Annotated in this window: 8 protein-coding genes; 1 reads left to right on the top strand and 7 read right to left on the bottom strand. The window is 45.8% G+C overall.

The genetic code is table 11. From position 1 onward, the window contains the following. A complete protein-coding gene (locus MHI51_RS04530; protein WP_341001210.1) occupies positions 1 to 813 on the bottom strand; it encodes an acetoacetate decarboxylase family protein in 813 nt (270 codons plus the stop codon). A 29-nt stretch (positions 814 to 842) separates the two neighbouring features. Further along, positions 843 to 2,783, bottom strand: coding sequence for an FAD-dependent oxidoreductase (locus tag MHI51_RS04525; protein ID WP_405173627.1), 1,941 nt, complete (start codon positions 2,781 to 2,783; stop codon positions 843 to 845). 121 nt (positions 2,784 to 2,904) lie between these two features. On the opposite strand from MHI51_RS04525, the gene MHI51_RS04520 reads away from it, so the two are divergent. Further along, on the top strand, positions 2,905 to 4,179 hold the full coding sequence (locus MHI51_RS04520) for a CdaR family transcriptional regulator (protein WP_076194388.1): 1,275 nt from the start codon (positions 2,905 to 2,907) through the stop codon (positions 4,177 to 4,179). A gap of 87 nt (positions 4,180 to 4,266) precedes the next feature. Here MHI51_RS04520 and thrC read toward each other — a convergent pair whose 3' ends face one another. The 5 genes from thrC to MHI51_RS04495 all read right to left on the bottom strand — a co-directional run bounded on the left by thrC (position 4,267) and on the right by MHI51_RS04495 (position 13,575). Then, complete coding sequence (gene thrC / locus MHI51_RS04515) at positions 4,267 to 5,658, bottom strand: threonine synthase (RefSeq protein ID WP_076276806.1); 1,392 nt, start codon at positions 5,656 to 5,658, stop codon at positions 4,267 to 4,269. 261 nt (positions 5,659 to 5,919) lie between these two features. Continuing rightward, the gene (locus tag MHI51_RS04510) at positions 5,920 to 6,423 is read right to left on the bottom strand and encodes a CYTH domain-containing protein (protein WP_036680734.1); all 504 of its coding nucleotides are present in this window, start codon (positions 6,421 to 6,423) and stop codon (positions 5,920 to 5,922) included. A 1,130-nt stretch (positions 6,424 to 7,553) separates the two neighbouring features. Further along, positions 7,554 to 8,519 (bottom strand): alpha/beta fold hydrolase, encoded by a 966-nt coding sequence (locus MHI51_RS04505; RefSeq protein ID WP_076194460.1) that lies wholly within the window; start codon positions 8,517 to 8,519, stop codon positions 7,554 to 7,556. Between the two features lie 324 nt (positions 8,520 to 8,843). After that, the gene (locus tag MHI51_RS04500) at positions 8,844 to 10,997 is read right to left on the bottom strand and encodes an alpha-galactosidase (protein ID WP_339246528.1); all 2,154 of its coding nucleotides are present in this window, start codon (positions 10,995 to 10,997) and stop codon (positions 8,844 to 8,846) included. Between the two features lie 25 nt (positions 10,998 to 11,022). Then, positions 11,023 to 13,575 (bottom strand): glycosyl hydrolase 2 galactose-binding domain-containing protein, encoded by a 2,553-nt coding sequence (locus MHI51_RS04495; RefSeq protein ID WP_339246525.1) that lies wholly within the window; start codon positions 13,573 to 13,575, stop codon positions 11,023 to 11,025. Positions 13,576 to 13,750: the final 175 nt, after the last annotated feature.

Below are 13,750 nucleotides of genomic sequence, written 5' to 3'. Positions count from 1 at the left end.
TTATACTGAGGAAACAGGTTGCAAATTGTTCTCCCACCAGTCCCAGCGGAGATAGCAGTATGGAAGATACTCCATTGGATTCAGAGGCTCCAGAATTTTACCTTTTTCAAGCACATTTGTACTGACGGTGTAAACCGCGCCCAGCATATTCACAACTTCAAGCTCACTCCAAGGATCATGCGGGGAGTCTTGGAAGGTGATAGAGGCTTCAGCCGCTTTATAGACTTTAACCTCACTTACTAAACGCTGTGTGACCAAGGTTGGCATCAGATCGAAGCCGTTTCCGTCAATTGCATTGGCATATTTGATGTTATACAAAGGGATATCTTTGCCGTAATATTCCTCCAGAATCTTCTCGGCTCCATTGTCATTGAAGTGTCCATCCATAGTGGCTTTTACGTTGAAAAAGTCAATGCCATGCCGGCCGATTGCCCCATCAATGCCATCTTCTGAGGTGTTCATACGCACATCGGCCATTTTCTTAGGCAGCCCACATACTTCCCGGCCCATAGCCATCCCGATATCGCTTGTAATAGGCATCGACAGGCAGTAGTTGCCTAATTGTCCGTTATAGTCCGCTAGAACGAACAATCCAGCTTCACGATAAGGTGGACAAAAGTTCGTAACTGGGTAATTGGCGATAAAAGCATTTACCAGCGGCCGGCTTGTTGGCTTCAGTGGCTTCGGCAACAAACGCTCGATAATCTCTGGTTTGGTCTCCCAATACACCGTCAGCATCTCTGCATCATAAAAGGTGGTTGGCTTGCCTCCGTATTTCTGCATATCTGCGAAACTTTTCACAAAACTCACCATGAATGAACCCTCCTTAGATTAGTAACCCTTTAGTTCAGCACAAAAGCCGTTTCGAATCCAGATTGAATGGCCTGTCCGATTCGGCCTGGCTTGCCTGCATCGCCGATCACCTTCACATTAGGCAGTACCTGCTTCAACTCATCAACGAATGAGCGATCGGGTGTAACACCAATGGATAATACAACAGCATCCGTCTTTTTCAGCGAAGTTTCCCCCGTGGACGTATTCTCAAGCACAATCGCGCCATCCTGCACTTCTACCAGCTTGGTTGATGCTAAGAGCTCCACGCCGTTCTTTTTCAGTCTAGTCACAATGTCGATCAGATTTGGCAGATAGGCATCTGGACCAACCCTCGGCTGCATTTCCACCACCGTGACCTGATTTCCCATATCGGCTAAATATTCAGCCGTTTCCAGCCCTGTCATGCCGGAGCCGATGACCACAGCCTGCTTGTTCTTAATCACAACTGATCCACTAAGTACGTCAACAACGGTGCAGACCGCTGCCTTCTTCACTCCCGGAATAACAGGCACTATAGGCTGTGCCCCAGCAGCAACAAATACCGCATAAGGGTTCAGTTGCTTCAGTTGTTCCAGCGTAGGTTTCGTAGAGAGACGGACATCAACATCCAGATCCTCTAACTGATGCTGCATATTATCAATAAACCAGTTCAGCTTCTCCTTCAATGGTGGCCGGCTTCCCAGCTCCACGCTGCCGCCTAGCACATCTCTGGCTTCGAACAGTACAGGTTTAAAATCTCTGAGCGCCAGAATCCGTGCTGCTTCCATACCTGCTGGACCCCCGCCGATCACAGCTACTACTTTGCCAGCGCCATCTTTTGTTGGTTCTGCAAATTCAAGCTCACGGCCCACTCTGGCATTGACAGCACACTTGATTACCTTGCACTCCATTACTTCCTGAATACAGTACAGGCAAGAGATACAGGTTCTGATCTCTGCTTCTTTGCCTGCTGCCGCTTTGTTACCCCACTCCGGATCGGCCAGTTGGGCTCTTCCAAGGGCTACAAAATCCGTATTTCCTTCCTGTAGCAGACTCTCAGCAAATTCAGGCTTACGGATCACATCACAAGCAATCACTGGGATTTTCACCGCTTGCTTAATGGCTGCGGAGAGATGTTTTTTCCAGCCTTGCGGGTAGGATATCGGCTCAATGATCGTATTGGATGATTCATAAGTGCCGGAGCTTACATTTATGCAATCCACTCCGATGCTTTCCAGATGTTTCGCAGTCTGGATAGCCTCATCCAGTGTAATCCCGCCTGAGACAAATTCATCGCCGTCGATTCGCACCGATACAGGGAATCCTGCGCCACAGGTCTTTTTGATGCCAAGCACAATTTCGTTCAGGAATGACATTCTACCTTCCAGTGAACCGCCATATTTATCAGTTCTCAGATTGGTAAGTGGGCTCAGAAACTGTCCTACGAGATAGCCGTGGGCACCATGGATCTCCACACCATCAATACCTGCTGTTTTAGCTATATAAGCTCCGAACACAAATTTACGAACTAATTCTTCTACCTCTTCAGTAGACAGCTCCCGGGGCATTTCTCCAATCGCTGAAGACATCACTGCGCTAGGAGCAACAATTTGTTTACCTCCAATAAGCCGTCCGTGATTTTGCCGGCCCGGATGCTGAAGCTGAAGAAATATTTTGCTGTCATGACGATGCACAGCTCTTGCCAGTTTCTCCAGACGCGGCACAAACAGCAAGTCACTTGCATTCAGCTGGTTCGGTGTACCTACTCCGGTCTCATTATCCACACGCGTAATTTCCGTAATGATTAGACCACAGCCACCTGCGGCACGTTCCTCATAAAAAGCAATCATTTCATCCGATGCTTCACCACTGGCCGCAGCCAGTGACGTTCCCATAGCCGGCAATACAATTCTATTCTTAAGTTCAAGGCGTCCAATTTTACCTGCTGCAAACAGTTTTTCATATTTCATCTGCTTAGCACCTCCACCTTTAGTTTAAGGCGTCCAATACTTTGTGAATATATTTACAAGCACCAAAAATCACTTCTTTATAGTGCATATTGCACTATTATTGAACCAGGGGGCGATATGAATGGATGTTTCCTTAAATGAGCAAGTATCAGGTAAAATCGAAATGGAGCATTATACCGCATCTTTGTTTACTGCATACATTTCAGGTGCAGGCCTTTCAGCTATCGTACAGACAGCTGCCGAGCTACTGCAGAATCCCGTCATTGTATTTGATTGCAGCTTCAAAATTGTAGCTCACTCTGACCTTTCCGATATCGACGATTACATATGGAGTGATAATATCCGCAAAGGTTATTGCTCTTACGACTTCATTGCGGCTGTGAGCAAAATGAACAGTGTCCAGCGTGGGAAACAAAGCGATGAATCTTATGAGGTAACCTGCGAGGAAACATCAAACTCCAAACTGATCTCCAAAATAAAAGTAGCCGGCAAACAAATCGGCAATGTATTGCTTCTAGGATGCACAAATCCTTTTCGTGCCAGAGATAACGAGCTGCTGTCCATCACCGCTACCATACTTGCCGAAGAGATGGGCAAAAATAGCTACTATCGCAACGCCAAAAATATAAAAGTTGAAGATTTTATCTGCGCATTGCTAGAGGAACAGCTTCAGGACAACCGGATTATTCAGGACAGGATGCGGAGTGCAGGACTAAAGTTCGGGAATCAGCTGCTTGTGCTGCTGTTCGATCTTACCTGGTATGAAGGTTCAGGCCGTTATGATGATTATTTAAGAGAACGTTTGCAACAGCTTTTTCCGGGCAGTCCTTCCACCTATTATGACGGGCAGATTGTAATGATCCATGATGGAAATCTCTCCAAAGAGCTTGTAAATAAGCAGCTGCAGGAATTTCTAGCCCAAACCGGCATCTCGCTTGGCATCAGCAATATGTTCACTAATCTTACGCAATGTAGGAGACACTATCTTCACTCCCGAAACGCTATTCGGATCGGTACCATTCTCAGCCCGCAGCAGCAGCTGACTTACTATTCAGATATCCAGCTCTATGAGATGCTCTCTGCTGATGTTGTGTTTAACGAGGATAATAACTACTACCATCCAGAGCTGCTCAAGCTTCAAGAATACGATACTGTGCACCAGTCCAATCTGTATCATACCTTTTACGTTTATCTCAAAAATAACCGGAACATGCAGATTACCTCAGACGAGCTGTACATTCACCGGAATACACTCAGATATAAGCTCGATCTTATCAGCAGACTGCTGGACACCGACTTTACCGATTCTGAAAAAATGCTGTCGTACTATGTCTCTTACAAGGTCGCTGCTTTTTGTGAAAAAGCTAGGGAGCAGACCCGTACGCCGCAACGTTAATGTTAGAAGCTACTATAAACGCACAAACAGCCCCCGTCCTTATCCCAAGAACGGGGGCTGTGCTGTGAAGTAGGACTGTATATGATATTACAATCCGTAAAAAGCTTGCAGCTGACGCACGATTTCATCCTTGTCATGATCCACTACGGTTTGATGTTGTGGCATCTCGAACAATGCTTTAATCTGTGCCGGGAATTCCTGCTTAATATCGATCAAAGTAATTGCCTCATCGAACTTAGCTGGATGTGCAGTCGCAAAGGTAATGCCAATCTCATCCGGGCCATTAAAAGCTTCGTAAGCCGCGATTCCACATGCTGTATGTGGATCAAGCAGGTAGCCGTATTCTTTTTGATACTTAGCGATCGTATTCAAGCATTGATCATTCTTTACACCCAGCGCTGCAAAATCCTTCTGCACCTGCTGAAGCGCCTCGCCTTCAACCGTAATCTTGCCTTCGGTTTGCAGCTTAGACATATACGCGGATAACTTCTCAGAATCCTCGCCTACCAGATAATACAGATACCGTTCGAAATTACTTGCCACTTGGATGTCCATCGAAGGGCTGTAAGTGCTTGTGAAATTACCTGGTTTGTATTCGCCAGTATTCACGAAACGCTCCAAAATATTATTTTCATTCGTAGCAATGATCAGCTTGTTAATAGGAAGCCCCATTTGCTTAGCCAAATAGCCCGAGAAAATATTACCGAAGTTACCGGAAGGCACGCTGATATTAATCTTCTTCTCGTTGCTGCCATCGACATGCAGATATGCATAAAAATAATAAACAGTCTGCGCCAGAATCCGCACAAAGTTAATGGAATTGATTGCACGCAGATGATACCGACCTTTAAAGTCCAGATCTGCGAACAGATCCTTAATCACCTTCTGGCAATCATCAAAGTTACCATGAACAGACAAATTCAATACATTGCTATCGTCCACCGTAGTCATCTGCAACTCCTGCACTTTACTTACCTTACCATGTGGATGGAGAATACAGATCTTGATGCCTTCTTTGCCGCGTACACCTTGAATGGCCGCCGCTCCAGTATCCCCAGAGGTTGCACCGAGGATGTGGATGATTTTGTTTTGTTTTTTGGAAATATATGAATACAGCTCACCCATAAATTGCAGCGCTACATCCTTGAAAGCAAAAGTAGGCCCATGGAACAATTCAAGGACATATAAAGAATCATCCACTTGGTGTATAGGTGTTACTTCAGGTGTGCGGAAATTGGCATAACTGGTGTTGACCATTTCCTGCAAATCCTCGTAAGGAATCTCATCATTGGTGTAATAGGCAACAATCTTCAGGAACAACTCCTGATAGCTAAGACTTCTCCACTCTTCCAACGTTGCTGCTGAAACCACTGGAATCTCGGATGGAACCATCAGCCCACCGTCGTCCGCAAGACCCATCAACACCGTATCAATAAAACCTTTAGGTTCCACATTACCTCTTGTGCTTATAAACTTCATGCTCATCCTCCTGAACCCCTCGTTAATATATGACAAGAATATATGACAAGAATATATGATAAGAAGAAACAATGTTGTCGTCCTATATAGAAGACAACTGTTTCTCGCAGAAATATAAGGCTATTATAGTTGCACCACTTATAAATTCTTATAATTAACTATAAGTTTCACCCTAAACGTTATCCTTAAGCTAGCTAGGGATGATAAAGCTATTTCTGCTTGTTTTCCCTATATACTACCACGTTTACGCGCTAAAGTCCGTTAATTCTTTGTCTTATTTTGCAGCTCTCTCCAGACCGTTTTGTTGCTGTACTGCCGTTCTGTACTAACATCTTTACCGAACCATTCCGGCTCTTTAAAGCTTTCCGCTTCCTCCAGAGATTCAAATTCAACCTCCAATACGGACAATTTCAGCTGGGAATATACGTCGATCTCAACCGTTGTGCCATTCCACACCGCTGTAATTCGCTCTTTGACCAAAGCTACCGCATTTACCGCTTCGATCATCTGATTATATAAACCCTCTGAGATAAAATATTCGATCTCTTCGCGTTTGATCCCTTTGCCATCCTTAAACGTATGCGTGTAGGTTACCTCACCTGAGTCCAGATCCGTAATTTTACGCACGCGAAGCTCTTGACCACCATCTATCGCCAGATATGTCTGATCGATATTATGACGGGTAACAATCTTCAATTCTCCCTTTTGAATCAGCTGCTCCGGAAATTCCGGCAGCAGAAACTTGCGTTCGATCTCCAAAGCCATGATGTTTCGCTCCTCTTCGTGTCATATATTTTTATATTAATAATCATCATAGGGGTGTGACAAACCCAAGTCAATGTGGATTATAGGGAAATAGGACATGCTCTAGCTTAAAAAAGGCTACCGTGGTGTTCATTGTGGGATTTATGGAGGTTGTGGAAAGATAGGGCTCACCGTAGATTACTGGAAACTACGGATAATTAGCGAGTCAGCCGGCGATCATTGGAAAGTACCATTCGATGAGTTGCTCCGTGTGCCACTGGTGAGGCTCCCCCATTCGATGAGTTGGTCACGCTCCACTGGTCGTACTCACCCATTCGATTAGTTGGTTACTCGCCACTGGTCGTACTTACCCATTTACTTACGGACCGTATAGCCACTATTTGCGAAAAAAACGCATATTTGAGATGGTATCGGACTCAGGTGCAGCTATTTACTCCAAAACACCCCATCCGGTCGCGATATTAGCCAATAACGTCGCTGGGGTCCGAAAGTAACCTCAATTGCCTCTTTTCTAGCAAATAAGGACTCCTGAGTCCGATCCGAAGCAGGGTACCTAGGAACCTAGCAGCAACCAAGGGAACTCTCCATCATATGTATTCGGCGCCTTCTCATTCTTATCCCCGACCAGACCATAATGATTGGAGCATCGTTAACTGGTGGAACCCCATCATACTACCTCATACTCCCTCATACTTTCTCATACTTCCTCATACTTTCTCATACCACCCCTACTCCCTATTTACTTACGGACCGCACAGACGCTATTTGCGAAAAAACCGCATATTTGAGATGGTATCGGACTCAGGTGCAGCTATTTACTCCAAAACACCCCCATACGGTCGCGATATTAGCCAATAACGTCGCTGGGGTCCGAAAGTAGCCTCAATTGCCTCTTTTCTAGCAAATAAGGACTCCTGAGTCCGATCCGAAGCAGGGTACCTAGGAACCTAGCAGCAACCAAGGGAACTCTCCATCATATGTATTCGGCGCCTTCTCATTCTTATCCCAGACCAGACCATAATGATTGGAGCATCGTTAACTGGTGGCACTCCCCCATATCTTACAGAATAATAAAAACCCGAACGAAAATCAGAGGAAATCCTGAAATCCGGTCGGCTCGACGGCAGCACTTATTTTATTTCTTTCATAAATGCCTGAAAGTCTTTTACGATTTCTTTTGCTTTAGTGCGATATAAATAATGTCCCTCTTCAAACTTCACTATTTTTCCATGCACAGAGTCCTTGATTTGCTTTTCATGCTCTGGTATCCATCTATCCGTTGCTGGTTGATTCGCTTGTATAAAGAAAATAAGAGGAAGATTTTTAGGAAATGTTAAGCTTTCAGCTGATTTAAAATTAGAATACATCATTCCAGCTTCATTTAATTGGGTGGGATTAAATATGTTTTTGCGATTGATCAGTCTCATTTGTTCTTTTGTTTTATCATCAAATGGTAGTTCAGCAATTGGGTCAGCACTAAATTTCATTTGCAATCTGATTAAACCGGATTTTTTGAGCAGATTTATAGCTCTTAATTCCGAAGCTTCGATCTTCCTCTCGCTTATCGATGGAACACTACTATCAAGCCCGACAAATGCACTCACTTCATTTTCATACTTGTTAACATAATCTAGTCCATATATCCCTGAAATAGAGTGGCCCATTAGAATATAACGGTCAATATTAAGAGCCTGTAAAGCTTCATGAATTTCACTTACAATATTCTCTGTGCTGCGCTCCTTTTTGGTCAGATCACTTAATCCATACCCAAAAGGCTCAATCATGACAACTTTGTAAAACGGCGACAGTTCATCTATTAATGCTTTAAAATCAAGAGCTGGCGCTGCTGTGCCATAACCCGGTAGTAGCACGACTGTTTCTTCACCTTTTCCTTGAATATAAACATTCATGTTTTTCCCATCTACGGGTACTAACTGACCATAGGGTTCTATTTTATTTTGTTCCGATTTATTGCTGATTAAATTAACTGTGTAGACAATAGCGAGAAAAAGCACGATTGCGATGATTATTGCTCCTACTACTTTAAGTAGTATGTTTAGTATTTTACTTGTTCTCGTGCCCGCCTTCATTTTCATTCTTTCTTTTATTTCCACTCGTATCTTCTCCTGTCATCAGCTGTGTTTTGGACTACCATAACTAACTGCTAAGCTAAGATTAACCAATGAAGATGTACTCTCTATGACCTCAATATGAACGGAATATGAACATGCAAAAAAGCTATAGCGTCATGCACAAGGGTAGCTGCACAGGATGCCATAACAGGAGAAATATATGTGTGGAGGTGGATACGATCAAGGCTGCCTTGCCATCCGCAGCTTCAGCTGATTCAAATTCATCTTTGAACAAAAAAAGCAAACCACGAGCTAGGCTCATGGCTTGCTGATGACTTGCAATAAACTCTATTCCTGCACCTTCAATTTATAACATCCGCTAACAAAATCCTGCTGGATATCCGGCAGAGCCAGTCCAGCCTGCATTAGCCGATCACCACCGTAAACCTCACCACTTGCCTCCAGAATGTAATCCAGCTGCGGATTTAAACCATTCAGCTTCAGGCTACGGCGGGGCGGGTGCGGCACAGCCATTACCCGGAAGTAATAAACTAATGCCTCTCGCTGATCATCGGACACGAACATCCATGCTGTCTCATTGCCCTCAAACGGGCTTTGCAGCCGGTACAGATTACCTTGCTGCACAAGACTGCGGATTTGTTTATAGTTCGCAACCTGCTCCTTCACAAGTTCCTTCTCTTCGTCTGTAAACTTCGTAAGATCCAGCTCATAACCGAAATTACCGGACATAGCTACATCTCCACGAAAAGACAGCGGGGTGATCCGTCCTACCTGATGATTCGGCACGGCAGACACATGCGCGCCTATCGAACTAACCGGATACACCAGACTTGTTCCATACTGAATCTTCAGTCGTTCCACAGCATCGGTATCGTCACTGGTCCAGGTCTGCGGCATGTAATGCAGCATGCCTGGGTCGAAGCGGCCACCACCACTACAGCAGCTCTCGAACAGGATATGCGGAAACTCTGAAGTTATTCGCTCCAATAGCTCATACAGACCAAGCACATAACGATGAGCGGTTTCCCCTTGGCGTTCAGAAGGTAACTCTGCAGAGCCAATCTCCGTTAAACAACGGTTCATATCCCATTTCACATAACTAATGGGCACGGTCGAGAAAATCCGGGACAGTGACTCATAAATGTACTGACGTACATCCTCCCGAGTATAGTCCAGCACCAATTGCCAGCGGGCTTCGCTACGGCGGCGTCCCGGCACATGCAGACACCAGTCGGGATGCTTACGATAGAGCTCGCTGTCTGGCGAGATCATCTCCGGCTCGAACCAGAGGCCAAACTGCAAGCCTAGATTGTTCACACGCTGCGCCACATCAGATAATCCGCCAGGAAGCTTGCGCAGATCCTCTACCCAGTCTCCGAGAGAGGAGTTATCTGCGTCTCTTTTGCCAAACCAGCCGTCGTCCAGCACGAATAGCTCTATTCCGAGTTTCGCTCCTTCCGCCGCAATCGACTCCAATTTATCCGCATCGAAGTTGAAATAGGTGGCTTCCCAATTGTTGACGAGAATGGGCCGTTCCTTATCTCTATATAACCCTCTGCATAAACGGGTCCGGTACAAGCGATGATAGGTTCTCGACATTTCCCCGATCCCCTCGGAAGAATACACCATCACTACTTCTGGGGTCTGGAATTGTTCGCCTGGCTCCAGCAGCCAGGCGAAATCAAAAGAATTCAGCCCCATCGTAAACCGGGTCATCCCGAAGGAATCGACCTCTGCCTCAGCTTCAAAGCCTCCACTATATACAAGACTGAAGCCGTAGGCCTCTCCATGATTTTCATCCGTTTCAGGTTTCACCAGCGCTGCAAATGGATTTAACTGGTGGCTGCTCATCCCTCTGCGGCTCCCAATGGTCGTACCCCCTTGCACCAGACGTCTACGGGTCAGATTACCTTCCCTTGACCAAGCTCCTGCCAAATAGATCATATCCATATCGCCAGACGAGAAATCGACACTAGCACTCAGTGCACGCTGCAATCGCAGCTGTGTTTCCCCCGCATTGGTGAACTCCACAGAGCGGGTGATTACGTTGGTATGTTCAAAAACCGTATAGCGCAAAATAACACTCAGCTTGGCGTAATCATCCTTAAGTGTAAGCTCCAACGTCTGTGCTTCTTGCGCAGACTCAACATATACAGATGGCAGACCCGGCAGTGAGGGTTTACCCTCAACTACCCGGTACCCGCTGTATTTCAGCTCTGTAATACGAGTGCCGTCTTCGAGCCTAACTTGATAAGCAGGTGTTCTGAAATCTCCCGTGCCGTATTGGGGATATTCCTGCGGGAGCCGGTCGAGACCCCTATTTCCTCCCAGATTCAACAGCCCTTCCAAATTGCTGCCACTACGCAGCTTCTTGCCCCAATACACATGTGCCGGATAATCATTAACAAGCTGAAGAATATAACTCATCCCTGCGCTCTGTAAATGGAATAATCCCTTATCTTCCTGAACTAAAATCCCCATGTGCCAGTCCTTCTCTCCTTAGGATTTACAGCAAATCTTCGCTCACAAAATCAACCATCGATTGAACCTTTAGCCCTTTAGGTGCGGCAGGAATCCAGTCTCTTCCATCGTTCCCGCGTTGTGAGAACTCTATCGTCTTGGTCTGACCTGGGAGAAGGTCAAAATAATTGTCAGAGAATATTCCTTCCTCTTCCGAAGTCAGGTATACACCTCTAGCCAATACATCACTGGTCACGGTGAAGCTTAATCCACCGCTCTCTGGAGTTTCCAGCACGGTAATTACTGAGCGCTGCAATGGAATTTCTTTTTCCGGAGTAAAATAATGCAGCTTGTGATCTATCACCTGGCCATCCGCCTGCAAGCAAATTCCAAGCAATACATCACCCACCCCTTGACCTTCTAGCAGCTCTGCCACAGGAGACGAGAATACGATAGCAGCAGAATCAGCTCCCAGCTCAACGGGATGTGCCCACTCTCGCAGCACCGAACCGTTAAACTGATACAAAGTAAGCACCAACTCAGCGCTCACTGCTGTTCTTAAATCAGATACGACATGAATGTCTACCTTCTCACGGTCTGTACCGTCGATAGACAACAGAACATCTTTGAAGCTTGAACGCACGGTATATTGCAGGGCTTTCCAGCGCCCGTTATAATCCATGCCCGCCCAAGAAGCCACCGGCCAGCAATCATTCATCTGCCAGTATAAAGTGCCCATACAATAAGGTTTATTTCTTCTGTGGCTTTCAATCGCGATTCGGATCGCTTCGGCCTGCAGGATTTGACTCATATATAAAAAGGCTTTGAAGTCCTTTGGCTGCGGCAGATACATATCCATATATTCTTTGATCAGCAGATTACCGCGACCATTCTTCTGATGCGCCAGCATCACCTCTGAGGTAAGCTCCAAATCCTGCTCTTCTGCATAGCTCATTACCGTTTTTAGTTCCGGGAACGACTGGAAGCCATATTCACTCATGAAGCGGCCAACCTTTGTATTATAGTTCTCAAAAGGCTCGATCCCGTGCCACACGCCCCAGTAATGCACATCCCCTTCGCCCACAATCCGTGTCGCATGCTGATTAATATCACCAGTCAGCTCCCGCAGCGGCGAAGACGGCCAGTAGTCCACTCCCGGATGGAACGCGGCTACAGCCTCCGGCAGAATACGGTGGAAGATTTTAATATAATCGGCCCACATTGTCGTTCTTTGCTCAGCGCCGAGTTTTTCTTTCCAGCCCCAGCCCATATTTTCCTCGAACTGTGACCAGGCCGAATCAATCTCGTTGTTGCCACACCATAAGGCGATGCAGGGATGATTGCGCAATCTTTTGACGTTGTATTCGGCTTCTTTTTTCACATTTTCAAGGAACGCCTCGTCTCCGGGATACATACTGCAAGCGAACATAAAGTCCTGCCAGACCAGCAGTCCGTATTCATCACAGAGCTGATAAAAAATATCTTCTTCATATATACCGCCACCCCAAACGCGCAGCATATTCATATTCGATTCTACTGCCGTGGCAATTTCATGCCGATACCGCTCCTCGGTTACTTCTGTGGTGAAGCTGTCATTTGGAATATGATTGGCACCTTTGGCGAAGACGGAAACTCCATTCAGCGCAAAAGAAAACGAAGCTCCTTTGACATCACGCTCCCGAATCAATTCAATACTGCGGAGTCCGGTTTTTACACTTTTGCTAACCTCTACTTCCGCATCTTGTATCAATTCTGCCTGGAATGTATATAAATGAGGCTCTCCGAACCCTCTGCACCACCAGAGCTGTGGCTCGGATATAACAATATTCATCACTAATTGCTGCTTGCCTTCTTCTAAAGTAACCGCTTGCATCCACTCCAAACCATCGGCACTTATTCGCAGCATTCCCCGCCAAGCAGCAGGAGCATCCACTTCTACAATTGCGGTCAGGCGAGCTTCTTCCTTAGCAATCACATTTTGACGGATATAGAGGTCTGTAATTTGAACGGTGTCACGTCCCACCAGAGCTGCCGCACGCCATATTCCACTGGTCAAGAAACGCGGGCCCCAATCCCAGCCGTAATGATAAGGTGCTTTGCGCGCAAAAATACTAATCCGTTGTTCATCTAATCCCCCAAGCTCGGATTGATCATTCGAGGCAGGCAGCGCGTAACCCAGCTTCGCTAATTTCGGTAAATCTTCCTTAACCACAGAGCGGAACTTCACCCGTATATTATTTTCTCCAGTCTTTAACTGATCTTTGACATCCACTTTCCATGCCAGAAACATATTATCAGCAGCGAGCACATGTACATTATTCACGTACACATCTGCATAAGTATCCAGTCCCTCAAAAACTAGCTCCGTACAAGCAAGCTCCTGCCACTCTTCCCCCAACTGCAACGAGGTTTGATATTCCCAGTCCTTCTTATCGATCCACTGTAGATCATGTTCATTTGTTCCATAAAAGGGGTCTGAAATCTTCCCGTTCTTTAGTAAATCCGTATGGACTGTACCTGGCACAGTCGCCGGAAGCCACTCCTCATCACCACAGCCTCTAAATTCCCACTTCGCAAGATCCATATGCAAATGTTTCATAATACCTCCTAAAAGTTTTGTAAGCATAGACTTCTCTGAATGACTTCGCGCAAAACTCGCTTCGGAAGCAGATGCCTAAAGTTTTGTAAGCATAGACTTCTCAAAAATAGCATAAGACTTCAATTAATTCATTGAACCCTTTTGATATTCTTTGTATTTTGTTATCTGATTGTTA

Origin of the sequence: Paenibacillus sp. FSL H8-0260 (assembly GCF_045040625.1) — a bacterium.
GTDB lineage: Bacteria > Bacillota > Bacilli > Paenibacillales > Paenibacillaceae > Paenibacillus_AQ > Paenibacillus_AQ odorifer.
The sequence above is the reverse complement of the archived record's forward strand: the minus strand, read 5'-3'. Positions and strand labels throughout refer to the sequence as shown.

Bases quoted from the DNA above. Each gene is read 5' to 3' on its own strand.
- MHI51_RS04530 (WP_341001210.1), bottom strand. From the start codon at position 813: ATGGTGAGTTTTGTGAAAAGTTTCGCAGATATGCAGAAATACGGAGGC.
- MHI51_RS04525 (WP_405173627.1), bottom strand. From the start codon at position 2,783: ATGAAATATGAAAAACTGTTTGCAGCAGGTAAAATTGGACGCCTTGAA.
- MHI51_RS04520 (WP_076194388.1), top strand. From the start codon at position 2,905: ATGGATGTTTCCTTAAATGAGCAAGTATCAGGTAAAATCGAAATGGAG.
- thrC (WP_076276806.1), bottom strand. From the start codon at position 5,658: ATGAAGTTTATAAGCACAAGAGGTAATGTGGAACCTAAAGGTTTTATT.
- MHI51_RS04510 (WP_036680734.1), bottom strand. From the start codon at position 6,423: ATGGCTTTGGAGATCGAACGCAAGTTTCTGCTGCCGGAATTTCCGGAG.
- MHI51_RS04505 (WP_076194460.1), bottom strand. From the start codon at position 8,519: ATGAAAATGAAGGCGGGCACGAGAACAAGTAAAATACTAAACATACTA.
- MHI51_RS04500 (WP_339246528.1), bottom strand. From the start codon at position 10,997: ATGGGGATTTTAGTTCAGGAAGATAAGGGATTATTCCATTTACAGAGC.
- MHI51_RS04495 (WP_339246525.1), bottom strand. From the start codon at position 13,575: ATGAAACATTTGCATATGGATCTTGCGAAGTGGGAATTTAGAGGCTGT.